The 24,524-nt window shown below is 67.4% G+C and carries 17 protein-coding genes; 8 read left to right on the forward strand and 9 right to left on the reverse strand.

Annotated elements, in window-relative coordinates; translation table 11 throughout:
• Positions 1 to 94 precede the first annotated feature (94 nt).
• The gene (locus GGQ61_RS13220; RefSeq protein ID WP_183773483.1) at positions 95 to 1,735 is read right to left on the reverse strand and encodes a 2OG-Fe(II) oxygenase family protein; all 1,641 of its coding nucleotides are present in this window, start codon (positions 1,733 to 1,735) and stop codon (positions 95 to 97) included.
• 239 nt (positions 1,736 to 1,974) lie between these two features.
• On the opposite strand from GGQ61_RS13220, the gene GGQ61_RS13225 reads away from it, so the two are divergent.
• The gene (locus tag GGQ61_RS13225; protein ID WP_183773485.1) at positions 1,975 to 4,962 is read left to right on the forward strand and encodes a TonB-dependent receptor domain-containing protein; all 2,988 of its coding nucleotides are present in this window, start codon (positions 1,975 to 1,977) and stop codon (positions 4,960 to 4,962) included.
• A 210-nt stretch (positions 4,963 to 5,172) separates the two neighbouring features.
• Here the strand turns inward: GGQ61_RS13225 and GGQ61_RS13230 are convergent, their stop codons facing one another.
• From GGQ61_RS13230 to GGQ61_RS13245, 4 genes are all read right to left on the reverse strand, one after another.
• The gene (locus GGQ61_RS13230; RefSeq protein ID WP_183773487.1) at positions 5,173 to 7,950 is read right to left on the reverse strand and encodes a M14 family metallopeptidase; all 2,778 of its coding nucleotides are present in this window, start codon (positions 7,948 to 7,950) and stop codon (positions 5,173 to 5,175) included.
• 178 nt (positions 7,951 to 8,128) lie between these two features.
• Entirely contained in the window at positions 8,129 to 9,619 is a 1,491-nt protein-coding gene (locus GGQ61_RS13235) for an amidohydrolase (RefSeq protein ID WP_183773489.1), read from the reverse strand.
• A gap of 70 nt (positions 9,620 to 9,689) precedes the next feature.
• On the reverse strand, positions 9,690 to 10,718 hold the full coding sequence (locus tag GGQ61_RS13240) for a FecR family protein (RefSeq protein ID WP_183773491.1): 1,029 nt from the start codon (positions 10,716 to 10,718) through the stop codon (positions 9,690 to 9,692).
• Positions 10,681 to 11,244 carry an RNA polymerase sigma factor gene (locus GGQ61_RS13245; RefSeq protein WP_183773493.1) on the reverse strand — a complete coding sequence of 188 codons (564 nt, stop codon included), beginning with the start codon at positions 11,242 to 11,244 and terminating at the stop codon, positions 10,681 to 10,683. Before GGQ61_RS13245 ends, GGQ61_RS13240 begins: the two co-directional genes overlap by 38 nt.
• Before the next feature lie 248 nt (positions 11,245 to 11,492).
• Here GGQ61_RS13245 and GGQ61_RS13250 point away from each other — a divergent pair, with 248 nt between their 5' ends.
• From GGQ61_RS13250 to GGQ61_RS13265, 4 genes are all read left to right on the forward strand, one after another.
• The gene (locus GGQ61_RS13250) at positions 11,493 to 13,985 is read left to right on the forward strand and encodes a TonB-dependent receptor (RefSeq protein ID WP_183773495.1); all 2,493 of its coding nucleotides are present in this window, start codon (positions 11,493 to 11,495) and stop codon (positions 13,983 to 13,985) included.
• Between the two features lie 165 nt (positions 13,986 to 14,150).
• Positions 14,151 to 15,221 carry a recombinase RecA gene (gene recA / locus GGQ61_RS13255; RefSeq protein WP_183773497.1) on the forward strand — a complete coding sequence of 357 codons (1,071 nt, stop codon included), beginning with the start codon at positions 14,151 to 14,153 and terminating at the stop codon, positions 15,219 to 15,221.
• Positions 15,222 to 15,470: 249 nt separating this feature from the next.
• The gene (alaS, locus tag GGQ61_RS13260; RefSeq protein ID WP_183773499.1) at positions 15,471 to 18,107 is read left to right on the forward strand and encodes an alanine--tRNA ligase; all 2,637 of its coding nucleotides are present in this window, start codon (positions 15,471 to 15,473) and stop codon (positions 18,105 to 18,107) included.
• Positions 18,108 to 18,330: 223 nt separating this feature from the next.
• Positions 18,331 to 18,960, forward strand: a complete 630-nt coding sequence (locus tag GGQ61_RS13265) for a PEPxxWA-CTERM sorting domain-containing protein (RefSeq protein WP_183773501.1) — start codon at positions 18,331 to 18,333, stop codon at positions 18,958 to 18,960.
• A 64-nt stretch (positions 18,961 to 19,024) separates the two neighbouring features.
• On the opposite strand, the gene GGQ61_RS13270 is transcribed toward GGQ61_RS13265, so the two are convergent.
• The 4 genes from GGQ61_RS13270 to GGQ61_RS13285 form a co-directional block, all read right to left on the reverse strand.
• Positions 19,025 to 19,402 carry a VOC family protein gene (locus GGQ61_RS13270; RefSeq protein ID WP_183773503.1) on the reverse strand — a complete coding sequence of 126 codons (378 nt, stop codon included), beginning with the start codon at positions 19,400 to 19,402 and terminating at the stop codon, positions 19,025 to 19,027.
• Between the two features lie 67 nt (positions 19,403 to 19,469).
• Positions 19,470 to 20,171 carry a ribonuclease T2 family protein gene (locus tag GGQ61_RS13275; RefSeq protein ID WP_183773505.1) on the reverse strand — a complete coding sequence of 234 codons (702 nt, stop codon included), beginning with the start codon at positions 20,169 to 20,171 and terminating at the stop codon, positions 19,470 to 19,472.
• Positions 20,168 to 20,731, reverse strand: a complete 564-nt coding sequence (locus GGQ61_RS13280) for a DUF2939 domain-containing protein (RefSeq protein WP_183773507.1) — start codon at positions 20,729 to 20,731, stop codon at positions 20,168 to 20,170. Before GGQ61_RS13280 ends, GGQ61_RS13275 begins: the two co-directional genes overlap by 4 nt.
• A 4-nt stretch (positions 20,732 to 20,735) precedes the next feature.
• Complete coding sequence (locus GGQ61_RS13285; RefSeq protein WP_183773509.1) at positions 20,736 to 21,959, reverse strand: NADP-dependent isocitrate dehydrogenase; 1,224 nt, start codon at positions 21,957 to 21,959, stop codon at positions 20,736 to 20,738.
• Between the two features lie 177 nt (positions 21,960 to 22,136).
• Between GGQ61_RS13285 and GGQ61_RS13290 the strand changes: the two genes are divergently transcribed.
• The 3 genes from GGQ61_RS13290 to GGQ61_RS13300 all read left to right on the forward strand — a co-directional run bounded on the left by GGQ61_RS13290 (position 22,137) and on the right by GGQ61_RS13300 (position 24,399).
• The gene (locus tag GGQ61_RS13290) at positions 22,137 to 22,913 is read left to right on the forward strand and encodes an RNA methyltransferase (protein WP_183773511.1); all 777 of its coding nucleotides are present in this window, start codon (positions 22,137 to 22,139) and stop codon (positions 22,911 to 22,913) included.
• Positions 22,913 to 23,986 (forward strand): NAD(P)H-dependent flavin oxidoreductase, encoded by a 1,074-nt coding sequence (locus GGQ61_RS13295; protein ID WP_183773513.1) that lies wholly within the window; start codon positions 22,913 to 22,915, stop codon positions 23,984 to 23,986. The genes GGQ61_RS13290 and GGQ61_RS13295 overlap by 1 nt, the downstream gene beginning before the upstream one ends.
• 68 nt (positions 23,987 to 24,054) lie before the next feature.
• Positions 24,055 to 24,399, forward strand: coding sequence for a hypothetical protein (locus tag GGQ61_RS13300; RefSeq protein ID WP_183773515.1), 345 nt, complete (start codon positions 24,055 to 24,057; stop codon positions 24,397 to 24,399).
• Positions 24,400 to 24,524: the final 125 nt, after the last annotated feature.

The raw sequence follows: 24,524 nt of genomic DNA on the forward strand, positions 1-24,524 counted from the left end.
TTCCGACTTTCCATCAAGACGCACGCTGGGCCCGGCGCCTCATGCCAAATCGGCGCCGGCCCATAACCTTTCCGCGGGTCAGGCGGGCGGACGCCTAGGCTGGGGCGATGTCGAACGCGATCGTCGTGCGCACCTGATCGCCGCGGAACGGCACGGTGCCGTGCCACATGTAGGAGGGGAACAGGGCCAGCAGCCCCGGTTGGGGCCGCACGAAGTGTTCGGCCTCGAGCGTCGGCCGCGTCGGGATCGGCGGCGCCCCGAAACGCAGCCAGCCGGCGCGGTCGGCCTCGTCGCCTAGCGCCTGGGGCACGTCGATGTAGCAGGCCGAGGAAATCCAGCCCTGCGGGTGGATGTGGTCGACGTGGAAGCCGCCGGGCCGCAGCCGTACCGACCACGCGCCCAGCACTCGGTGGCCGCCGCCGTTGCGGCTGCGGAACATGTCGCGGCCCTCGCCGATGGCGGCGCGGTAGGCCGCGATCGGGCCTTCGACCGCCTGGAAGAAAGCCGCGATCACCGGATGCTCTGAGGCGAGCAGGTTCTGCGAGGTCTGGGTGCCGCCGCGGACCGACTGCTCGAGCGGATGGGCCTCCAGGGCGTGCAACTCGGCCAGCGCGACGCGCAGGTCGGCGAGATAGGCCTCAAGACTGCTCCACCCGTCCGGCGTGTCGATGGACTGGGCGCGCACGAGGGCGGCGTAGTCCCAGAGGTTGCGGTAGCGCGCGTCGCCGGCCGCCCGCCAGGCCGTGGCCAATGCGGCGGCCGCCTCCTGGTCGACCGGGTTCTCGGCCAGCAGTCGCTCGGCGATGCGCGCAGCTTCGTCCGTGTCGCCCAGCGCCAGGCAGGCGTGGGCCATGGCGCGGCGCGCGGTCGGATCGCGCGGATTGCGGGCCAGCACCGCGGCGCAGAGCTCGCGGCTGCGTTCGGGCGCCGCTTTCAGCGACAGCGCCGCCGTCTCCAGCGCCAGGCGCGGGTCGCTGGGCGCGGCGGCCAGCGCAGCCTGGGCGAAGGCGAGGGCCTGGACTTCCCCGGCGACGTGGTGGAGCAGGCGGATTTTCACTCCGGCGAGCAGCGGCCGGAGCGCCGGATCGGCGGCGGCCAGGGCGGCGTCGATGGGCGCCAGCGCCAGGGCCTGGTCGCCCGAGCGCATCCAGATGAGCTGGCCAAGATCGCGCAGGGCGTCGGCATAGGTCGGACGGCGAGCGACGGCGCTGCGAAAGGCGGCCTCGGCGTCGTCGAACCGTCGCAGTCCTTGCAGCGCCCGGCCGTAGACCAGCCAAGTCTCCGGTGCATCGAGCCCAAGCGAAAAAGCACGTTCGGCCTCGGCGACGGCTTCGCGGTCGCGGCCCGCATCACCCAGCCCAGAGGCGACGTTGTGGGCGGCGACGCCGCTGCCAGGGTTGAGTTCCGCTGCGCGTTGATAGTCGGCCAGCGACTCCGGCTTGCGGTCGAGCGCCTTCAGCGCCGCGGCCCGGGCTGACAGCGCCTCGTGCCAGGGATGTTCGCCTTGAGTGAAGGGTCGGGCCAGCGTCTCGGCCTCGGCTGCGCGCCCTTGTCCGGTCAGCAGCCGTGCCAGAGCGACGGCCGCTTGGGCGCAGGTCGCATCGGCCGCAAGCACCGTGCGATACAGGCGTTCGGCTTCGGACAGCCGCCCGGCGCGACCCAATGCGCGGGCCTGACCCAGGGCCTGGGCGGTTGCGGGTGGCAGCGGGGGCGGGGCGGCGAGCAAGGGTCTCAACTTCCGTTCACTGAGCATCGCAAGCCCGGCTCGCGAGCGTGCGCGCCCATTTTGCGAACCGCGTCGCGCGCCTGTCCAGTGGGCGCCGGAGGATCAGGCGAGGCGCAAAAGCCGCACTCATCAAGGCCGCGGCGCCGCGCTGCAAAAAATTACAGATCAGACATGTGGGTCCTTGGAACCCCTGCGTCTTGGGGTCCGGACGCGCGAGGGGTGCGTCGTCAAATAACAAGGGCGGACGGATGAATTCGAGTTCTTTGAAGTGGCTGATGGTCGGGGGCGTGGCCTATGGCGCCCTGCTCGCCGGCGGGGTGGCGCAGGCGCAGGACAACACCACCGCGGTTGAGGAGGTGGTCGTCACCGGTTCGCGTATCGCCCGGCCCGACTACGTCGCCAACAGCCCGATCGTGTCCGTCGGCCAGGCCGCCATCGAGAACACCGGTCAGGTGACCGTCGAGAAGTCGCTGTCGCAGATGCCGCAGTTCACCGGCTCGTTCGGTCAAGGGAACACTGGCTCGACCTCCACCGGCCTGAACGGCGGTCAGTCCTACGCCTCGCTGCGCGGCCTCGGCGCCAAGCGCACCCTGATCCTCATGGACGGCCGTCGCCTGCAGCCGTCGAACCCGGACGGTTCGGTCGACCTCAACACCATTCCCGAAGCCCTGATCGAGAACGTCGAAGTCATCACCGGCGGCGCCTCGACCGCCTATGGCTCGGACGCCACCGCCGGCGTCGTGAATTTCCGTCTGAAGCGCAACTTCGAAGGCATCACCGTCGACAGCCAGTACGGCATCTCGGAACACGGTGACGGCGAATCCTTCAAGGTCTCGCTGACCGCCGGCCGGGCCTTCGACGAAGGCCGCGGCCGCGCCGTGCTGTCGGTCGACTACACCAACCGCGACATCGCGCTGCAGAGCGCCCGCGACTGGTTCGTCTTCCGCCTGACGACCCCGGGCCTCTCGACCATTCCGCAAGGCACCGTCCTGTTCGGCGCCAACCTGCCGACCCTGGCCTCGGTCAACGGCGTGTTCGTCGGCAAGTACGGCACCCCGGCCCTGACCGGCAACGCCGCCGGCCGCTACACCGGCCAGATCGGCTTCAACACCGACCAGACGATCTTCTCGACCGCCGGCGTGCCGGTGCGGAACTTCCGCGATCCGCAGACCAACGACGCCTACATCGTCAACTCGAACGCGGCCGGCACCCAGCAGCAGGTCAACTTCGGCTATGACGGCGCCTCGATGCAGTCGGACCTCGACCGCTATGCGGTGTTCGGCAAGATCGACTACGACCTGACCGACAACATCAAGTTCTTCACCCAGTTCACCTTCACGGACTACGAGTCGGTCGGCATCACCAACCCGACCCTGGCCTCGAACGTCTACGGCCTGACGGTTCCGGTCTCGAACCCGTACATCCCGGCCGACTTCCGCACGATCCTGGCCTCGCGTCCGACCCCGGGCGGCGACTTCACCTTCTACAAGGCCCTGAACATCCTGGGCCCGCGGATCCAGAAGTACAGCTACACCGTCTATCAGTTGACCAGCGGCCTCTCGGGCGATGTCGGGTTCAAGGACTGGACCTGGGACGCCTACGCCTCGTTTTCGAAGGCCAAGTTCGACAACGAGCAGAACGGCGGCGCCAGCGCCAGCGCGGTCAATCGCCTGCTTCGCAGCCCCACCGGCGGCACGGAATACTGCGCCGGCGGCTGGAACCCCTTCGGCAACCTGACGCCGTCGGGCGACTGCATCCGCTACATCAGCCGCCGCACGCTGAACCAGAACGAGCTTGAACAGCGCATCCTCGAAGCCAGCGTCCAGGGCGGCCTCTTCGAACTGCCCGCCGGCGAGATCCGCTTCGCGGCCGGCGTCGACTACCGTTCGAACGAGTACACCTTCACCCCGGACAGCCAGCTGAACCAGCCCGACGGCACCTCGGACGTCCTGGGCTACAGCGTGCTTCGTGACGCTTCGGGTTCGGTCGACACCTACGAAGCCTTCGGCGAACTGCTGGTTCCGCTCCTGAAGGACCTGCCGTTCGTCAAGGAGCTGAACACCAACCTCGGCTACCGCTTCTCGGACTACTCGTCGGTCGGCGCGATCAGCACCTACAAGATCGACTTCGACTGGTCGGTCATCGACAGCCTGCGCTTCCGCGGCGGCTACAACCGCGCCATCCGCGCTCCGAGCGTCGGCGAACTCTACGCGCCGGTCTCGACGGGTTCGGTGGCCATTGGCACCGCCGGCCCGACCAACACCGACGGCGACCCCTGCGACGTCCGCTCTTCGTTCCGTCAGGGCGCTAGCGCCGCTCAGGTCCGGGCGCTCTGCCTGGCCCAAGGCGTCCCGAACGCGATCATCGACAGCTACCAGCTGGGCACCGCCCAGGTGTTCGCGCTCACCGGCGGCAACCCGGACCTGCAAGAAGAAACCGCCGACACCTTCTCGTTCGGGGCGGTCATCCAGTCGCCGTTCGATCACCCGCTGCTGAGCCGCATGTCGGCCTCGATCGACTACTACAGCATCAAGGTGAAGGACGCCGTCGGCAGCCTGCCGATCAAGAACTCGTTCCAGTTCTGCTACAACGCGGGCGGCGCGAACCCGACCTTCGATCCGAACAACTACTACTGCCAGCTGATCGCGCGTAACACGGCGTCCGGCGTGCCGCTGAACCCGGTTCAGCCGCTGCAGAACCTTGGTCAGTTCGAAACCACCGGCATCGACTTCCAGTTCGACTGGAACATCGACCTGATGGACGTCGGTCTGAGCGAAGACGCCGGTTCGCTGGCGTTCAACGTCTCGATCGGCTGGCTCGACCAGTTCAAGATCCAGAACCTGCCGAATGCGGCGACCTACGACTACGCCGGCACCTGGGGCACGGCCGTCGAGACCAGCGCCGGCCAGGCTCACCCGGAGTGGAAGTCGGTCACTTCGGCGACCTACACCCGCGGCCCGGCCAGCGTCGGCCTGCGCTGGCGCTATATCAGCGAGATGAAGAACTCGGCCACGGTCGTCAGCCCGACCAGCACCGCCCGCGGTGTGAAGGCCTACAACATCTTCGACCTGAACGGCCGCGTGAAGCTGCCGTGGGAGACCGACCTGCGCTTCGGCGTCAACAACCTGCTCAACCAGAACCCGCCGCAGGCTGGCGACACCGAGTACAACTACGACCAACAGAACTACGACGTCATGGGCCGCACCTACTACGTGGGCGTCCGCAAGCGTTTCTAGGACCTACGGCGACGGGGGCGGCCCCACCGCCCCTGTCGCCACAAGCCGCTGCGTCCTTGGCGGCGAAGGGCGTCGGTCGAAAGGCCGGCGCCCTTTCTGTTGCCCGCCTCCAGGCGCGGCGACGGCAAAAAAAAGAGCGCCGGACCCGAAGGTCCGGCGCTCATGTCGCACCGGGCGTCGCCGCCTGGCGTCGGCGTCCTGGGGAGACGCCTACTTCTTGGCCACGGCCGGGCCGTAGAGCAGGCCGTTGAACAGGAACTTGAAGGTCCCGTACGACTGCGCCCGCTGGGTCACTTCCGGGCCCATCACGAACAGCTTGCCCTTGCCCACGTCGATGTCGAGGACGCCGGTCGAACCCTTCAGCTTCTCCTGGCCGACGGCCCAGCCGCTGCGCAGCGGAGCATCGGTGTCGAACCACGAGACGCGCGCCACGCCGCTCGCAGAAGCCTTCAGGTTGAAGGTCGGGCTGCGGTCGAAGAACACGTCCACGTCCTGCGGGATGCCGTAGGCGAGCGGCTGGCGGTTATCGACCTTGGCGCGCAGCACCGAACCCGGAATGTAGAATTCCTTGTTCGACAGGCCGACCAGCTTGTCGCCGTCCTTCTTGGCCACCGCCACCTCGACCGGCGCGCCGATCACGGTCGCCAGACGCGAGGACGAGCCGATGGTGATCACCGTGCCGCCGTTCTTGGCGAAGTCGGCCACCTGCGGCAGCGTCTTGTCGTCGGTGATCGCGCCCAGCCACGGCCGGAACTCGGCCGGAATGTCCTCGGCCTTCGGCTGCGGGAAGCCCCGGCCGGCGCGGAACGGACCGCCCTGCGGCGCCGGGATCACGCCGTCGGCGAAGACCAGGACGTCGTAATCCTTGTCCAGGTCACCGGCGTCGAGACGCTGCGGATAGACCACCTCGAAGGGCGCTTCGAACTGCTCGAACAGCCAGCGGTTCCAGCCCGAGGGCATCGAGCCGCCATAGACGTCGACCAGGCCGATGCGCACTGGCTTCAGCGGCAGGGCCTCGCCGGCCGGCTTGGCGCCGACGGCGAAGGCGTCGATGCCCAGATCCTTCACGCCCTTGGCGATGACCGCCCGAGCTTCGGCGGAGGCCGGAACCCAGATCGCGCCCGGACCGAAACTGTTCTTGCCGGCCTTGGCGCCGTCTTTCAACCAGAACACCTGCTGACCGGCCTTCAGTAGGCGGTTGGTCAGGGTGAAGCTCTGGTTGGTCTCGTGGCTGATCAGCCAGCCGGCCTTGCCCGAGCCCTTCACCGAGCCGGCTTGCACCGGCACGAGGTCCGGAAGGCGTTCGGTCGGCGCCTCGAAGCCGTCCAGGATGCGGTCGAACTTGATCCCCATCTGGTAGGCCAGGGTGTAGCCGGTGATGTCGTAGGGTGCCTTGGGCGGGCCGCCCGGATACTCGAGGTCGTGCGGGTGGTCCTGCGGCTCGAACATGTCGAGCACGTGCGGGCGATAGGCCTGGGCGGCCTTCACCACGTAGGAGCCGGCCGGATAGGTCTTGGTTCCGACCTTGAACGCCTTGGTGGCCCGGTCGACGTCCACGCCGGTCTTGATCAGTGCGTTCACGAACGCGGTGACGGTCGGCATGTCGGCCTGGTCCGACGGGATGATGAAGCCGCGCGGATCGCGTTCCTCGGGCTTCTGCAGCACGCTGTAGAGCTTCGGATCGACCGCGCCGGCGCGGCCGAAGAACGAGGCCATCATGTCGTCCTCGGCGGCGGGCTTGGCGTTCTTGGCCGCCTCGTTCAGCTCGTCGATCTTGGTCGGGGTCGTGGTCCAGCTGTCCTTTGAGCCGCGCTCGATGCTGTTCGCGCCCATCTTGTAGATGTTGGACAGCAGGCGTTCGCGGTTGCGCGAGGCGTAGTCGATGACCGCGCGGTTCATCGTCCACTGGTACTCGACGGTCTGCGACAGTCGCCAGGTCTGCGGGGCGATCGGCATCGGCCGGTCGCCGTTCGGCAGCTGCAGGTTCGGCACCAGCTTCACGGTCTCGGGGGTCGGGCCGCCGATGATCTCGGTCAGGAGGCCGATCGAGTTGTGGAAGTAGGCGATCGAGCGCTCCATCCCGTTGTGCCAGGTGGAGTACGAGGCTGCGCTGCGCGCGCCCGAGCCGGGCTTGTCCTCGGCGACCAGGCGGCTGTGCATGGCCATCCCGACTTCCTGGAGGGAGGTCATGACCAGCGGGTCGTAGTTGTAGTTGAACGGGTCGCGGAACGGCGGAACGAACACCACCATGCCCGTCGGGCCGGTCTGGTGCTGGTTGAAGATGATCTGCGGGAACCACTCGCGGAACAACTGCTTGTTGACGTTGGTCGTCTCAGCCATCTGCGACATGTAGCTGTCGCGGTTGTTATCGTGGCCCACGTACTTCTGGTACAGGCGCGGGATCGAGTTGAACTCGCGCTTCTTCGGGTCCTCCTGGCGCATGTACCAGTCCGACACCAGCTCCATGCCGTCCGGATTGTCGTGCGCGAACAGGATGATGACGTCGTCCAGCATCCGGAGCGTCTCCGGATCGTTCATGGTCAGCATCCGGTAGAGCACCTGGATCTGGCCCTGCGAGGTCACAGTTTCGGTGGCGTGCAGGCCGGCGTCGATCCAGACCACCGCCTTGCCTTCGGCCGCCAGCTTCGCGGCTTCTTCCTTCGACAGGCCCTCGGCTTTGGCCAGGCGCTTGGAGATGGATTTGTAGTGGTCGAGCTTGGCGAGGTTGGCGGGCGAGGAGACCACCGCCATCCACTGGGTGCGGCCCTCTTCGGACTTGCCGAAGTCGACCAGCTTCATGCGGTCGGATTGCGAGGCCAGGGTCTTCAGATAGGCCTCATAGGCCGTGTAGTCGGCGAGGAAGTAGTCGCTGCCCGGGTTCTGGGCGAAGGCCTCGCTGGGCGGGGTGATGCTCGCCGCATTGGCGGCTCCACCCATGATCATGACCAGCGCCAGTGCGGCGCCCGCCATTGCGTGTTTTCGCGTCATTCCATCCCCCGTCTCGATTGCCAGAACTGGCGGCCCCACAAATGGACCTGCCTCAGTAGACGAGACGCAAGCTGGCTTCGATTCCGCACCTGCAGTTGCGGATCAAAATTCAACGCGGCGGGGGATACCGGGGCGTTGAAAAGACGGGGGCCGGCGCGGCCGGCCCCCGCATGCGGCTTTACTCGGCGCCGCCGGCCTTGCGGTAGTCGAGCGGCGGCTTGCGATCGCCGACCATCGACTTGTAGTTGAAGTCGGCGCCCTGGCGCTGCTTCAGCTCGGCCTTGGCCTGGGCGATCAGCTCCGGGTTCGACAGCAGTTCGGCGCCGGTCAGCGACAGGGTCTTGGCCGCGACGGCCGCGCCCTTGAGACCGATGCTCATGCCGGCCGCGGCCACGTTCTGCCAACTGTGGCCGGCTGAGCCGGGCACGAAGGTGGCGGTCGAAAGACCCACGGTCGGGGTGACCCACGAAACGTCGGCCACGTCGGTCGAGCCGCCGCCGGCGTCGCCCGAGGTGTCGGCGTCCTTGTAGGGCTGGATCTTGCCGACTGACGACAGGTCGCCGCCGCCGTTCGGCAGGGACTTGGCCAACTGCTGGGCGAACTTGGTCTCTTCAGCGGTCCAGGTGATCCCGCCGACGTCGTTCAGCGACTGGTACATCACCTTGCCCAGCACGTCGTTGGGCAGCAGGTTGTAAACGCCGCCGGTCTGTTCGAACTCAACCTTGGTGCCGGTGATCATGGCCGCGCCCTCAGCGGCCTTCTTCACCCGGTCCATCACGTCGACGACGATCTTCGGGTCAGCGTTGCGGACGTAATAGTAGACCTCGGCGAAGTCCGGCACGACGTTCGGGGCCTTGCCGCCGTTGGTGACCACGTAGTGGATCCGCGTGCGGTCCGGGATGTGCTCGCGCAGATAGTTGTTGGCGACGTTCATGATCTCGACGCCGTCCAGGGCCGAGCGGCCAGCCCACGGGGCGCCCGAGGCGTGGCTGGACTGGCCGTAGAAGCGGAACTTGCCGCTGATGTTGGCCATCGAGGTGCCCTGGTTGGCCGAGTTGGTGTTGCCCGGGTGCCAGTGCAGGGTGATGTCGACGTCGTTGAACAGGCCGTCGCGGACCATGTAGACCTTGCCGGAGCCGCCTTCTTCGGCCGGCGTGCCGTAGACGCGCACTTCGCCCTGGACCTTGTTGGCGACCATCCATTGCTTCAGCGCCACGGCGCTGGCCACGGAGGCCGCGCCGAACAGGCTGTGGCCGCAGCCATGGCCGTTGTCTTGGCCGGCGATCGGTTGCTTGGTCGGGACCGCGGCCTGCGACAGGCCCGGAAGGGCGTCGAACTCGGCCAGGATCGCGATCACCGGACCCGTGCCGTTCTTGAAGCTGGCGACGAAGCCGGTCGGCTCGCCGGCGACGCCGGCTTGGACCTTGAAGCCGGCGGCCTTCAGCTGATCCTGGAGAAGGGCGCTGCTCTTGGTCTCCTGATAGCCGAGCTCGGCGAAGCTCCAGATCTTCAGGGCCGCGTCGTTCATCTTCGGCGTGTAGGCGTCGACAGCCGCGGTGAGCTGGCTCTTGTCGGCGGCCGTGAGCGGGGCGGCGGTGGCGGCCGAGGCGGCAAGCCAGGCCGTGGCGCAGAGCGCGCTGGTCGCCAGCGCCTTCGAAATCAGTTTCATGGGTCCTCCAGGACGGCGGCGCATAAGGGCGCTGCCGCTCCCCTTCAAGACGCAATCGCGTCTTAAATCCTCACTGTCCCGCGGGCGGGTAGAGGTCGATGACGTTCGAGGAGCTGTCGCCCGTCTTGACCATGCCGTAGGCCTCGAGCGTGGCGACGAAACCGGCCATGTCGCCGGTCTTGAAGCGTCCGCTGAGCGGGGTCGCAGCGAGATTCGCGTCGGCGATCCGCACCTTGCGGGGCGAGTAGCGGTTCATTTCCTCGACGATGGACGCCAGCGGACGGTTCTCGAACACGAGGCTGCCGTCGCGCCAGCTCGTCAGCTCGGCGAGGTTGCGCTTTTCGACCGTCCAGGGCGCGGCGCCGGTCTGGACCAGATGGTGGCCGGGCGTCATTTCCACGCTGGTGTGGGCGGCCGCGACGCGGACCTTGCCCTCGACCAGGCTCACCGACCAGCGGCCGGGATCGACGCGGACGTCGAACGCCGTGCCGAGCGCTGTGACCGTCCGTCCGGCGGCGGTCACGACGAAGGGCTTCTGAGGGTTCTTGGCGACTTCGAAATAGGCTTCGCCGCGCACGAGAGTCAGGCCGCGACGCTCGTTCCAATCGGTCAACCGCACCTCGGTGTCGGTGCTGAGAGTGACCTTCGAGCCGTCCTGCAGGGTCACGATCTGCTGGCCGCCGACCGGGGTGCGATAGACCGCCAGCGCGTGCGGCGCGGCGGCGACCACCGCCGCCGGCGCGGCGTCGATGTTCTGGGCGTGTCGCCAGGCTCCGTAGCCCAGCATGGAGCCGGCGGTGACGATGGTGGCGGCGATGCCCGCCGCCCAACGCATGTGCGGACGCCGCCGTTTGGCGGCGAGGTCGGCCTTCAGCGCCTCGCGCGCGGCCAAGATCTGCGGATCGTCCTTGAGGTCGCCGAAGCGATCCCACGCGCCGCTGACCAGCGCCCAGTCGTCGCGGTGGGCGGGATCAGCCGCCAGCCAGGTCTCGAATTCGTTCTGAACACCCCTGTCGTCGGGGTGGCGCTGCAACCGCACAAACCACGACGCGGCGTCCGGATTACCGGAAAGACCGATTTGTCGTTGGTTGTCGTTCATCGATTTCCTGCAGCCGGATCGAAACGACCCGGAGAGCCTTGGTGACGTGTTTCTCGACAGCGCTCACCGAGATGCCGAGTTGCGCCGCAGTAGCCTTGTAGCTCAAGCCCTCGAAACGGACGAGCATGAAAGCCGCACGTGTGCGGGGCGAAAGTTGATTTAGGGCTTCCAACGCCACGGAAGCTTCCTGCTTGGCCTGCAAAATCCGGTCGGGAGACAGTTCGTCGAGCGGGTGGTGGGCTTCTTCCAGCTCACAGTGCGCGCCGCGGCGCCTCACCGTGTCGCGGCGGCGGCGGTCTAGCAGGACGTTGGTTGCGGTCTGAAAGATGAAGCTTGAGAGGTTCGTGACCTCGCCGCCCTGGCGGCGGTTGTGCAGCCGCAGGAGCACTTCCTGAATCAGGTCGTCGATTTCGTGTCCGTCGGCTCGTCGCCGAAAGAAAGCGCGTAAGGCTTGCTGGTATGGGATCGACGCGTGCGCCAATCCCTCCGGCTCGCCCCTGGCACCGGTCGTTTCCGCCCACGCCATGGAAATTTCCTGAACACCCCGAAATGTCTTATTGGCGTCATGGTTGTTGATGGGGGCGCCTAGGTCAATGACGTTTGGGAAGCCTCCACGTTCGTTCCGGGAGCTGCTGTGTTTTCGTGCAACGGTGGAGCAGTCGTCGGCGCCATGGGGGCCGAGAGCGGCAAAGAGCGCAGTGGCCGCCGCGAGGGGCTGGCTTTAGAACCGCGGGTGTCGGAAGGCCGTGGCGTTGGCGCGGAGCCTTGTAGCCGTTGAGTATTCTCCGTCTCGGGATCGTCGTTGCGTGCGCGTCGTCGGCCGTGCTGTCCGCGACCGCGGCCGAGGCGGCGGGCCGCCGGGCGCAATTTGCGATTCCGGCTGGGGCGTCTCTCGACCGGGCGCTGACCATGTTCTCGGCGCAAAGCGACCGCGACATTCTCTTCACGCCGGCCATGGTCGCCGGCCGTCGAAGCAAGGCGGTTTTTGGGCGGATGGAGTCCGACGCCGCGCTCAATGCGCTGCTCCGCGGCTCCGGGCTCACGTGGCGTGAGTTCCAGGGGCGCTATCTGGTCGAACAGGCCCTGCAGCCGACAGTCGAGGAACCCGAGGCCGAGATCGAAGGCCTGGTGGTCACCGCCCTGCGCCGCCCGACCCTGGACCGCCTGACGCCGATGTCGGTACGCGCCTTCTCCGGCGAGGATCTCACTCGAGCCGGGGCGGCGACGTTCACTCAGGCCGCGACGCTGATGCCGGGCCTGACCCAGACCAGCACCGGCACCGGGCGAAATCGGTTCAGTCTGCGCGGCGTCTACGGCTCGGGCGAGGCGACCACCGCGCTCTATTACGACGACGTGCCGGTGACCGGTCCCAGCGGCACGACCGCCGATCCCGGCGGTTCCTCGCCCGAGTTCCTGCTGGTCGACGTCGAGCGGATGGAATTGCTGCGCGGGCCGCAGGGAACGCTCTACGGATCCAGCGCCATGGGCGGCGCGCTCAAGGTGGTCTTCAAGCGGCCGGACCTGAGCGAGCCCAGCGCATCGCTGTCAGGCGAGGTTTCGACCAATGCGGGCTACTGGGGCGAGGCCGAGACGCTGGTCGTCAACCAGCCGCTCTTGAAAGACAGGGTCGGCGTGAGGCTGGCGGCCTATCACCGCCGCGATCCGGCCTATCTCGAAAACCGGCGGCTGAGGCTGAAGGGAATCAACGACAGCGCCGCCTGGGGCGCGCGTCTGGGGGTCGGATTCCAGTTCGACAACGACCTGCAGGTCAACCTGACCGCCGCGCACCAGGACACCCGCGAAGGCGACACCAGCGGCGGCTGGGCGGGCGCACCGCCCAACGTCTCCTACGGCTTCGTGCGCACCCCATTCGACAGCCAGATGACGATGTACGAAGGCGCGCTGTCCTGGCGCTTCTCCGGTTTGAGGCTCGCCGCCAACGCCGCGTCCTATACATGGACGAGCACGCGTCAAATCGACTACACCGGAACTCTGCAGAGCGAACGGCTCAGCATCGACGGCTGCAAGCGCTATCTCCAGATCCCGATTTCGGGGACCTGCACGCCCTCGCAGCTCTCCGCCTACTCGGCCTATGTCGACAGCCGCGCGCCCGGACTGCTCTATCAGCCCATCGACCTCAACGCCGACGTCGAGGAAGTCCGGCTGCAGTCGGATACGCCGGGCTTCCTGGCCTGGACCGCCGGCGTGTTCCGCGAGGTGCGCAGCGACATCATCGACAGCCAGGTCATCGTCGGCGATCCGGTCACGGGCCTGCCGCGCCATGGCGATTTCACCGGCCGGCGCATCGTCGACAGCCGCCTGACGCAGCGCGCGGTCTACGGGGAGGTGACGCTGGGCGCCGACCGCGACACATCCTTCGTGATGGGGGCCCGCCGTTTCGCCTACGACAAGCGGACCGAAGGCAGGGCCCTTGTCGTCAACGTCATCTCCAACACCTCGGAGGCCAACTTCCGCAACGGTGTGGAGGAGAGTGGCTGGAGCCTCAAGTTCCTGGCCAGCCATCGGTTCGGGCCGTCGACGATGGGGTATGCTCAAGCGTCCCAGGGCTTCCGGCCGGGCGGGGTGAACACCGTGCCCGGCCTGCCGTTGAACCTCGCAGTCTACGGTGCGGACTCGCTTTGGAACTACGAACTCGGCCTCAAGGGCGCTTGGTTGAACAACCGCCTGGCCGTCAACGCCGCGCTCTACCACATCGACTGGCGCGACATGCAGTACAACGCCAACAGCATGAACGGGGCGTTCTCCTTCATCACCAACCTGGGGCAGGCGCGGGTCAATGGGCTGGAGGCCGACATCAGCTTTGTCTTCAACCCGACGCTGCGGGGCGGGGCGAACCTGGCTCTGACCGACGCGATCCTGACCAGCGACCAGGCCAGCGCCGACGGGGTGGGCCTGGGCTCGGCCGGCGACCGCATTCCGGCGGTGCCGCGCGTGGCAGCGGACGGCTGGCTGGAGTATCGCCGCGAGCTCGGCGGCGGCCTGGAGTTCATGCTGCGAGGCGACGCGGCCTATGTCGGGCGCTCGAACAGCACCTTCAACCCTGGCGGCGTCGCGGATGTGGCGCTGGGCGACTACTGGCTGATCAACACCCGAGCCTTCGTACGGGCCGCGCGCTGGACGATCAGCGCGTTCATCGAGAACCTGACTGACGCTGATGATCCGAGTTTCGCCACGACCGGCCGACAGCCGCTGTCGATCGCGCCACGGCCGCGTCGGTTCGGCCTGACAGCCACCTACGACTTCTGAGAGATCGCCGGGTCTGCGCCAGTTTCGGACGTAGGACGAGCGCTGGCGCTGAAAGAACATCTTGTGAACCAGGAACAAAGCGCGTACGCCTTGTTCCGACGGACGCGGACGCCGCTTGCGGGCACGGACTGTCGGGTTGGAATCATGAAACAAGGGGCGCCTTGAATGAGTCAGTCGGCGTTGAAGCTCGTGGGACGAGAAGAAGGCGATAAGCAACGCGCTCTGGAAGCGGCGATTGCGCAAATCGATCGGGCCTTTGGCAAAGGCTCGGTGATGAAGCTGGGCGAAAAGAGCCATATCGAGGTTGAGGCGGTGTCCACCGGCTCGCTGGGGCTCGACCTCGCGCTCGGCATCGGCGGCCTGCCCAAGGGGCGGATCATCGAGATCTACGGTCCGGAAAGCTCCGGCAAGACCACCCTGGCCCTGCACGTCGTGGCCGAGGTGCAGAAGGCCGGCGGCGTCGCCGCGTTCGTCGACGCCGAGCACGCGCTGGACCCGCAGTACGCCAACAAGCTGGGCGTCAATCTGGACGATCTCCTGGTCTCGCAGCCGGACACTGGCGAGCAGGCCCTGGAGATCACCGACACCCTGGTGCGCTCCGGCGCGATCGACGTGATCGTCATCGACTCGGTGGCGGCGCTGACGCCGCGGGCCGAAATCGAAGGCGAAATGGGCGACCAACTGCCCGGCCTGCAGGCCCGCCTGATGAGCCAGGCGCTGCGCAAGCTGACGGGTTCAATCTCCAAGTCCAAGACTTTGGTCATCTTCATCAACCAGATCCGCCACAAGATCGGGGTGATGTACGGAAGCCCGGAAACCACCACCGGCGGCAACGCACTGAAGTTCTACGCCTCTGTGCGTCTCGACATCCGCCGCACCGGCTCGGTGAAGGTGCGGGACGAGATCCTCGGCAACAACGTCCGCGTGAAGGTGGTGAAGAACAAGGTGGCCCCGCCGTTCCGCGAGGTCGAGTTCGACATCATGTACGGCGAGGGCATCTCCAAGCTGGGCGAGATCATCGATCTCGGCGTCAAGGCCGGCGTTATCGAGAAGTCGGGCTCGTGGTTCTCCTGGAACTCGACCCGTATCGGCCAGGGCCGCGATAACGCGCGGGAGTTCCTCAAGAACAACCCAGACATCGCCCAGCAGATCGAACGTCAGGTGCGCGGCGCCAAGGAGGCGATCGAAGAGGAATTGCTGGTCGGGCCGACTGGCGACGAAGACGCCGAGGACTAGGATCCGCATCCCGGGGCGGCCGCCACGGCCGCTCGGACCGGACGCCTCCAACCCGACGTTCGGACCCGCCCGAGCCGGCTGAGCCCCCGCGCGGCCGCTCCCGAAGATGCGCAAGGACGCTTGGACGCACGCCGTTCAAGCGTCCTTTTCCTTTGCGGGTGTCGACAAAATCCGTAAACGGTCGCGCGCGGGGCGGCGCAACGGTGCGCAAGTCCCTATCTAATTTTCGCTTTCAACGTCCGACGAGCCATGCCGAGCCTCAACGAAATCAGAGCCGAGTTCCTGGGCTACTTCGAGAAGAATGATCACCTGATCATTCCGTCGGCCCCGCTTGTGCCCCAGAACGACCCCACCCTGCTGTTCGTGAACGCGGGCATGGTGCCGTTCAAGAACTACTTCACCGGCGCTGAGACCCCGCCCAGCCCGCGGGCCGCGTCGTCGCAGAAGTCGGTTCGCGCCGGCGGCAAGCACAACGACCTGGACAATGTCGGCTACACCGCCCGCCACCACACCTTCTTCGAGATGCTGGGGAACTTCTCCTTCGGCGACTACTTCAAGGCCGGCGCGATCGAGCACGCCTGGACCCTGCTGACCAAGGAATTCAAGATCCCGGCAGAGAAGCTGTGCGTCACAGTCTACCACACCGACGACGAGGCGGCCGAACTCTGGAAGAAGATCGCCGGTCTGCCGGACGAGAAGATCATCCGCATCGCGACCAACGACAACTTCTGGTCGATGGGCGACACCGGCCCCTGCGGTCCGTGCTCGGAAATCTTCTACGACCACGGCGCGCACATTCCCGGCGGCCCGCCCGGCAGCCCGGATGAGGACGGCGACCGGTTCGTCGAGATCTGGAACCTGGTCTTCATGCAGTTCGAGCAGTTCGCCGACGGGCGGCGCATCGACCTGCCCAAGCCGCAGATCGATACCGGCATGGGCCTCGAGCGCATCGCCGCGGTGCTGCAGGGCGTGCACGACAACTACGACGTGGACCTGTTCCGCACGCTGATCGCCGCCTCCAAGCAACTGGTTGGCGACGGCACGAACGGCCCGTCGCACCGGGTCATCGCCGACCACCTGCGCTCGACCAGCTTCCTGATCGCCGATGGCGTGTCGCCGTCGAACGAGGGCCGCGGCTATGTACTGCGCCGGATCATGCGCCGGGCCATGCGCCATGCGCACCTGCTGGGCGCGGAAGAGCCGTTGATGCACCGTCTGGCGCCGGTCCTGATCGCCGAGATGGGCGAGGCCTATCCCGAGCTGCGCCGCGCCGAGCCCGTGATCGTCGAGACGCTGCGCCAGGAAGAGGAGCGGTTCCGCCGCACGCTCGGCCGCGGCATGGCGCTGCTGGATGAAGCGACGGCCAAGATGAATGCTGGCGACATGCTGCCCGGCGAGACGGCCTTCAAGCTCTACGATACCTACGGCTTCCCGCTCGACCTGACCCAGGACGCCGTCCGCAACAAGGGCATCAGCGTCGACCTGTCGGGCTTCGAAGACGCGATGAAGCGCCAGCGCGAACAGGCGCGCGAAGCGTGGACTGGATCTGGCCAGTCGGCGCAGGGCGCCGAATGGTTCGCGATTCGCGAACGCCTCGGCGCGACCCAGTTTCTCGGCTACGACACGACCGAAGCGACCGGCAAGCTGCTGGCGCTGGTCGCCGGCGGCGCCGAAGTCGAAGGCGCCAAGGCCGGCGAGACGGTGCTGGCGGTGTTCGACCGCACGCCCTTCTACGCCGAAAGCGGCGGTCAGGCCGGCGATGTCGGCGAGATCGAGTGGAACGGCGGCAAGGCCCGCGTGCTCGACACCCAGAAGCAGGCCGGCGACCTCTTCGTGCACGAGATCGAGATCCTGCAGGGCGAGCTGGCCCCCGGCGCCGAGGCGCGCCTGGCGGTCGATCCGGACCTGCGGACCACGACCCGCGCCAACCACTCGGCCACCCACCTGCTGCACGCGGCGCTGCGCAACGTGCTCGGTCCGCACGTGTCCCAGAAGGGCCAGATGGTCGATGGCGAGCGCATTCGCTTCGACTTCAGTCACGGCGGCCCGGTGACCGCCGACGAGATCGAGAAGATCGAAGCCGAGGTGAACGCGGTGGTCCGCCAGAACCTGCCGGCGGTGACCGAGGAAATGGCCCCCGAGCAGGCCATCGAGGCCGGCGCCATGGCGCTGTTCGGCGAGAAGTACGGCGACTCGGTCAGGGTGCTCACCCTGGGCAAGTCGCTCGCGGGTGACGGAAACTACTCGGTCGAACTATGCGGCGGCACCCACGTGGCCCGCACCGGCGACATCGCGCTGTTCAAGGTGGTGTCCGAAAGCGGCGTCGCCGCCGGGGTGCGCCGGATCGAGGCGCTGACCGGGGAGGCGGCGCGACGCTGGCTGATCGAACAGGCGGGCGTCGCCAAGGCGCTGGCCGATCAGTTCAAGGTTCCGGTGGTCGAGGTGGCCGCGCGGGTCGAGGCGCTCGAAGCCCAGCGTCGCAAACTCGAGAAGGAACTGGCCGAGGCCAAACGTCAGCTCGCCATGGGCGGCGGGGGCGGGGCCGCCTCGGGGCCGGAAGAGATCGGCGGCGTGCAGGTCATCGCGCGCGTTATGGACGGCGTCGGCGGCAAGGACCTGCGTCCCATCGCCGAGGAGTTCAAGAAGCAGCTGCCGGACGGCGTCATCGCGCTGGTCGGTTCAGCCGAGGGCAAGGCGGCCGTGACCGTCGCGGTGACGGGCGCGGCGGCCGCCAAGTTCAGCGCCGTGGATCTCGCCAAGGCGGCGGTTCTGGCCATGGGCGGGCAGGGCGCCGGCGGGCGTCCCGACTTCGCTCAGGGCGGGGCGCCGGACGGGGCGAAGGCCAATGAGGGGCTGGCGGCGATCAAGGGCCTGCTCGGGGCTTGATTCGGCCTAGAAGCTTGCGGAAGGGGGCGCTTATGCGCCCCCTTTTTTTGTCAGCTGCCCCTGGGTTAACCCTGATTTGCGAAAAAGCGAACGCCGCTCGGCGAAACGTAAAATTTGCATACCCGTGTGAGGCGAGTGGCGTTGCCAGAAATTGTATTAAGCTCTAGTTCACCATCCAGAGGGGCGCCTTACGGGGCGCAGGATCAATGTAAGGATGGGTTCAATGTTCAAGTATCTGCCCGCTGCCGCCGCTGCGCTGGCGCTCAGCTTCGCCGCCGTTCCGGCCGCTGAAGCCGCTACCGTCTTCTCGGGCGGCGTCAACAACGTTCAATCGAACAACACCGATCCGGGCCTCGTGGTCCAGACCGGCAACTACAACACCTTCAGCCTGCCGCTGGAAGTCGGCGTGACCAGCGCCCCGGTTGGCCTGTTCTCCATCTGGACCAACGAAACCGCCATCAACTTCGACGACTGGGCTCATAGCCCGATCTCGGTCCAACTGCAGTTCACCGCGCCGACCGGCCCCTGGTCGGGCGGCCCGGTCACCGGCGACACCTTCGGCATCAACGGCTTCCTGGTTCAGGGCGGCCGCATCGAGTGGGATGGCCCGGCCATCTACACCTTCGGTAACGGCGGCAAGCTGGAAGTGTCCCTGAAGGACACCGACTTCAACTGGGGCTGGTTCGGCACCAACCCGGGCCAAAAGTACGGCGCGGTGGTCGAAGCCAACTTCAAGCTCATCGACCTGCCGTCGGCGGTGCCGGAACCGGCCACCTGGGCGATGATGATCACCGGCTTCGGTCTGGCCGGCGTGGCCATCCGTCGTCGTCGTGAGACGCTCGTCGCGGCCTGATCGCACGATCAGTCAGCAGAAAGGCCGGGGGTGACCCCGGCCTTTTTTTGTCCGTCCATTTGCTTCAAGGACGGGTGAAGATCGCGATCTTATTGCCCGTCGCGTCGCGCACATACGCGCCATAGAAGGTCGTCGAGTCCGCCGGCCGCGGGCCAGGCGCGCCCTCGTCGACCCCGCCGAAGGCGAGCGCAGCGGCGTAAGCCGCATCGACCGCTGCCTTGTCCGGGCCGCGGAACGCGATCATGATTCCGTTTCCGCCGCGAGCCTGCTGCCCATCGAAGGGCGGGCAGAGGAAGGTGTTGGCGTCCTGGCCCTTGGGGCCATAGCCGGCCCAGCCGCTGTCGAAGAACTGTCGCTCATAGCCGATGGCGCCCAGCACGGCGTCGTAGAACGGCATGGCGTCCTCGACGTTCAGCGCCCCGATCGTCACATAGCCGATCATGTCGTCCGTCTCCCTGATGTCAGCGGGCGACGCTAGCCTCGTCGTTCGAACATAACAAGAACAAATCCTAGTGCTGGATTCGGATCCGAGCGTGATCCGGCGCGCCAAGACCTCCCCGGCACGCCGCCGGTCGGAACCTCAGATCGTGGCATATACGGACTTCCTGCAGGCGATTGCCGTCCGCGACCTTCACATAGAGAGCGTTGCGCCGAAGGGCGCGGTTGCGGGCCAGGAAGGCGTCGCGGACATCGCCGGCCGTGACCTCCTTGCCGGCCGGGAACGACAGGCTCGGCGCGTCGATCGCATTCCACAGCGCCCGAGCTCGGTCGAAGTACGCTTCGGGCGTCTTCCAGCCGCAAGTACCGTGCGCCGCCCACTCGTGCTGCAGGAGGTCGGCCGACGGCGTCATGCAGTAGTTCTTGCGGACGGTAGCGGCGTTGATCGCAGGGGCGGGCGCGCAGTAGCGGGGATGGCGCTTGCCCGGCCCGTTCGGCCACAGGCCATGGACGACGAAGCCCATGTGGTTCTGGCGGCATTGGAACCGCGCCTCGGCGGACCCGCCGCGCGTGCGGCACCACTCCGGCGACCAGCTCAGCGCGAGCATGTAGGAGGCGACCGCGGTGTCGCGGACGACCTCGCGGTCCGGCGGCTTCTTGGCAGGGGCAGGGGAAACGTGAGCAGGCGGCGTGCATGCCCGCAGCGGCGCGGACACAGCGACGCCGGCCGCCGACCAGGCGGCCAGCAAGACGAGAAGAAGCCGCCCCCTCACGCCGCGGTTTTGACGGGCAGGCGGATCTGCACGAGCTTCCAGGTGAATAGGTCGCGGCGCTCGAAGGTGAAGACCACCCCCTGGTCGGCCGACTTCACGCCTTTGGCCAGCACCAGGAAGCGGGCGCGGTTGGGGTCCCAATAGCGAAGGCGCGGGAAGGCGCGCTCGGAGATTTCCGCCGGCGCTGTTCCTGGCGCATAGCCGCGCGCCAGATCGTAAAGGCCCGGGGCGGTGAGAAAGGGCTCGACCTGCGGCGGCGGCGGCACGATCGGTTCGATGGCGCGCTTCACCGCCCCGATCGGATCGGTCCAGATGTCGGGCGGCGGCGGGGCGGCGACGGCGCGCTCGGCGACCTGGGGGCGCAGGCCCTGGCGCACGGCGGCGTAGTCGACCAACTGGGCCAGCGCCTGGCCGTCGCCGTCGCGGGCGGCGGCCTTGGTGGCCCGAAACGCAAAGAACGGCGCGGTCGCGAAGACCAGCGCCGTTCCCACGATCAGCGTAACGATCAAGCGGAAGACCGCGCGGGCAAGGCTCCAGTCCTCGCGCGCGCGATCGTTCATGGCCTTAGGCGGGCGTCTTCGCCAGGGCCGCTTCCAGGTTGGCGGCGACCTTGTCGATGAAGCCTTCCGTGGTCAGCCAGCCCTGGGTGTCGCCGACCAGCAGCGCCAGGTCCTTGGTCATCGAGCCGGCTTCGACGGTGTCGACGCAGACCTTCTCCAGGGTGTCGGCGAAGTGGGCGAGCTCGGCGTTGCCGTCGAGCTTGGCGCGGTGCTTCAGGCCTTGGGTCCAGGCGAAGATCGAGGCGATCGAGTTGGTCGAGGTCGACTCGCCGCGCTGATGCTGGCGGAAGTGGCGGGTCACGGTGCCGTGGGCGGCTTCCGATTCCATGATCTTGCCGTCCGGCGTGATCAGCACCGAGGTCATCAGGCCCAGCGAGCCGAAGCCCTGGGCGACCTGGTCGGACTGCACGTCGCCGTCGTAGTTCTTGCAGGCCCAGACGAAGCCGCCGGACCACTTCAGGGCCGAGGCGACCATGTCGTCGATCAGGCGGTGCTCATAGACGATGCCGGCTTCCTTGAACTTCGCGGCGTACTCGGCCTCATAGACCTCGGCGAAGATGTCCTTGAAGCGGCCGTCATAGGCCTTGAGGATCGTGTTCTTGGTCGACAGGTAGACTGGGTACTTCCGCTGCAGGCCGTAGTTCAGGCAGGCGTGCGCGAATTCCCGGATCGAGTCGTCGAGGTTGTACATGCCCATGGCGACGCCGCCGCCGGGGAACTCGAACACTTCGTGCTCGATGGTGTCGCCGTTCTCACCTTCCCACTTGATGGTCAGGCGGCCCTTGCCGGGCACCTTGAAGTCGGTGGCCTTGTATTGGTCGCCGAACGCGTGGCGGCCGACGATAATCGGCTGGGTCCAGCCGGGAATCAGGCGCGGCACGTTCTTGCAGATGATCGGCTCACGGAAGACCACGCCGCCGAGGATGTTGCGGATGGTGCCGTTCGGCGACTTCCACATCTTCTTCAGGCCGAACTCTTCGACCCGCGCTTCGTCCGGGGTGATGGTGGCGCACTTCACGCCCACGCCGTGACGCTTGATGGCTTCGGCCGCGTCCACGGTGACCTTGTCGTCGGTGGCGTCGCGGTGCTCGATTCCCAGGTCGTAGTAATCCAGATCGATATCCAGATGCGGGAAGATCAGCTTGTCCTTGATCCACTTCCAGATGATGCGGGTCATCTCGTCCCCGTCGATGTCTACGACGGGGTTCGCGACTTTAATCTTGGCCATGAGGGCAGAGCGCTCCGGGGGCGTAACGGCTAGGATAGGGTAGGGTAGATAGGGTAAGGGCCGTATACTAGGCCAAGGCCCGTACGCAAAGGGTGGGTCACCCCGTATTGACCTGGGAGTAGCGCCGTCGGGCAGGCGGCGCTTGCATTCTACGCCCCTCGCATCTCAAAACGCGGCATGGAATCCGCCGCCCCGCCCTGCATCATCCTCAACGTGCCGCAACTGGCGCAGAACATCGGCGCGGTCGCCCGTGTGATGGCCAATTTCGGCCTCGCCGACCTGCGTCTGGTCAACCCGCGCGACGGCTGGCCGCAAGAACGCGCCTGGGCCGCCGCCTCCGGCGCGGAATGGCCGCTCAACGCCGCTCGAGTCTATGACAGCGTCGAAGCCGCCATCGCCGACCTGCATCTCGTCTACGCCACCACGGCCCGTCCGCGCGAGTTGCAGCTTCCGGTCATCGGCCCGCGGGAGGCCGCGGCCAACCTGGCGCACGAGGTGGCCGAGGGCCGCGCCACCGGCCTGTTGTTCGGCGGCGAGCGCGCGGGGCTGGAGACGGCCGACATCGCGCTCTGCCAGGCCGTCGTCACGCTGCCGATCGATCCGCGCTTCCGTTCGCTCAACCTGGCCCAGGCGGTGGCGATCAACGCCTATGAGTGGCGCATGACGGTCGAATCGGGGGCCCCGCCGATCTTCCGCGAGGGGCCGCCGCCGGCCGAGGCCGCGGCCATGCTAGGTCTCTACGAACACTTCGAGCGTGAGCTTGACGACGCAGGATTCTTCCATCCGCCGGAAAAGAAGCCGTCGATGATGCAGAACCTGCGCTCGGCGCTCGGCCGCGCGCGGTTTTCCGACCAGGAGGTTCGTACCTTCCGCGGTGTCGTCACCGCGCTATCTAAGGGGCGCGGGCGTTCGCTCGAGAAGCTGGCCCGCAGGAAGGCCGACGGAGAAAGCTGATGGCGTTGCGCGACCTGTTGGACCGTCTGGCGATCCCGATTCTCCAGGCTCCTATGGTCGGCGCGTCGCCTCCCGAAATGGCCCTGGCGGTTTCGCGCGCCGGCGGCATGGGCTCGCTGGCGGCGGGGGCGCTGGTCCCCGATCAGATCGAGCCGGAAGTCGAGCGCCTGCGTGCGGCCACCGACGCGCCGTTCGGGGTGAACCTGCTTATGGCGCCGCGGGCCGAGCCGGACGGCGCGGTGGTGGAAGCAGCGCTCGCTAGGCTGGCGCCTTGGTACGCCGACCTCGGCGAAGCCTTGCCCGGCCATCCCAACAGTTTCGCGCCGGACTTCGAGGCGCAGCTTGCGGCCCTGACCCGCGCAGCCCCGCCGGTCGCCTCGTTCACCTTCGGCATCCTCGCCGCCGATCAGGTGGAGGCGCTGCACCGCGCCGGAACGATGGTCGTCGGCACGGCGACGACCGTCGCCGAAGCCCGGGCCTGGGCGGATGTCGGGGCCGACGGGATTTGCGCCCAGGGTTTCGAGGCGGGCGGCCATCGCGGCCACTTCCTGGCCGACCCAGAGGCCAGCCTGGTCGGGACGCTGCCGCTGACCTCGCTGATCCTGGACGCGGTCGACCTGCCGGTGATTGCGGCCGGCGGGATCATGAACGGGCGCGGCGTCGCCGCCGCCCTCGCGCTTGGAGCCAGCGCCGTCCAGATGGGCACGGCCTTCCTGCTCGCCGACCAGACCGGCGTCAGCGCGCCCTGGAAGCGGGCGATCGAAGCGGCCGATGACGAGAGCACGCGCCTGACCCGGGCTTTCACCGGCCGCTACGCGCGCGGTATCGAGAACCGTTTCATGCGCGAGCTCCGTGCGGTGCAGGACGAGGTCCCGGCTTATCCGGTGCAGAACCGTCTGACCCAGCCGCTGCGGGCCGCCGCAGCCAGGGCTGGCGATCCGGAGATGATCTCGCTTTGGGCGGGGCAGGGCGTGCGGCTGGCCCGGCCCGGCGACGCGGGAGATCTGGTCCGGCGATGGTGGAGCGAGGCGCAGGACGCCGCCGGCCGGCTGTCCGTCCGCACGGCGCGCTGATGGCGGCCGTTCTGGCGACCGCCGAGGTTTCGCGCTAGGGTGGTCCAAGGTAACGCTCGAGGTGCGCCGTGAAGAAACTCGTCCTGACGCTCGCCGCCCTGACCGCAATGGCCACCCCGGCCGCCGCGCAGGTCATGTGCCGCGACGATGTCGGCCGCGTCACCTGCTACGATATCTACGGCAACTCGGTGGTCGGCACGAAGGACGTGCTGGGCAAGGCGACCTGGGTGGATGAGTACGGCAACCAGGTCTCGGTGCGCCGCGACGTGCTCGGCAACCGCATCATCGAGGACAGCGAGGGCAACCGCACCACGGTCCGCCGCGACGTGCTCGGCAACACCGTGGTCAGCGACGACCGGGGAAACAAGACCAGCTGCCGCGTGGACCTGCTGGGCAAGGCGCGCTGCAAGTAGGGTGCTGACGCCCCCCGAGATTGACTCTTAAGCCTGCGGACGTCATACACCGCCCCTTCGCGCCGCCGGACCTCGTCCGGTGGTTTGCGATCTATGACGGGTGACCTGACGCCGCCGTTGAGATC

Origin of the sequence: Phenylobacterium haematophilum (assembly GCF_014196295.1) — a bacterium.
Lineage (GTDB): Bacteria > Pseudomonadota > Alphaproteobacteria > Caulobacterales > Caulobacteraceae > Phenylobacterium > Phenylobacterium haematophilum.

What these genes read in the sequence shown, in the direction of transcription:
- GGQ61_RS13225 (WP_183773485.1), top strand. Translation starts at nt 1,975, where the DNA reads ATGAATTCGAGTTCTTTGAAGTGGCTGATGGTCGGGGGCGTGGCCTAT.
- GGQ61_RS13230 (WP_183773487.1), bottom strand. Translation starts at nt 7,950, where the DNA reads ATGACGCGAAAACACGCAATGGCGGGCGCCGCACTGGCGCTGGTCATG.
- GGQ61_RS13235 (WP_183773489.1), bottom strand. Translation starts at nt 9,619, where the DNA reads ATGAAACTGATTTCGAAGGCGCTGGCGACCAGCGCGCTCTGCGCCACG.
- GGQ61_RS13240 (WP_183773491.1), bottom strand. Translation starts at nt 10,718, where the DNA reads ATGAACGACAACCAACGACAAATCGGTCTTTCCGGTAATCCGGACGCC.
- GGQ61_RS13245 (WP_183773493.1), bottom strand. Translation starts at nt 11,244, where the DNA reads ATGGCGTGGGCGGAAACGACCGGTGCCAGGGGCGAGCCGGAGGGATTG.
- recA (WP_183773497.1), top strand. Translation starts at nt 14,151, where the DNA reads ATGAGTCAGTCGGCGTTGAAGCTCGTGGGACGAGAAGAAGGCGATAAG.
- alaS (WP_183773499.1), top strand. Translation starts at nt 15,471, where the DNA reads ATGCCGAGCCTCAACGAAATCAGAGCCGAGTTCCTGGGCTACTTCGAG.
- GGQ61_RS13265 (WP_183773501.1), top strand. Translation starts at nt 18,331, where the DNA reads ATGTTCAAGTATCTGCCCGCTGCCGCCGCTGCGCTGGCGCTCAGCTTC.
- GGQ61_RS13270 (WP_183773503.1), bottom strand. Translation starts at nt 19,402, where the DNA reads ATGATCGGCTATGTGACGATCGGGGCGCTGAACGTCGAGGACGCCATG.
- GGQ61_RS13280 (WP_183773507.1), bottom strand. Translation starts at nt 20,731, where the DNA reads ATGAACGATCGCGCGCGCGAGGACTGGAGCCTTGCCCGCGCGGTCTTC.
- GGQ61_RS13285 (WP_183773509.1), bottom strand. Translation starts at nt 21,959, where the DNA reads ATGGCCAAGATTAAAGTCGCGAACCCCGTCGTAGACATCGACGGGGAC.
- GGQ61_RS13290 (WP_183773511.1), top strand. Translation starts at nt 22,137, where the DNA reads ATGGAATCCGCCGCCCCGCCCTGCATCATCCTCAACGTGCCGCAACTG.
- GGQ61_RS13295 (WP_183773513.1), top strand. Translation starts at nt 22,913, where the DNA reads ATGGCGTTGCGCGACCTGTTGGACCGTCTGGCGATCCCGATTCTCCAG.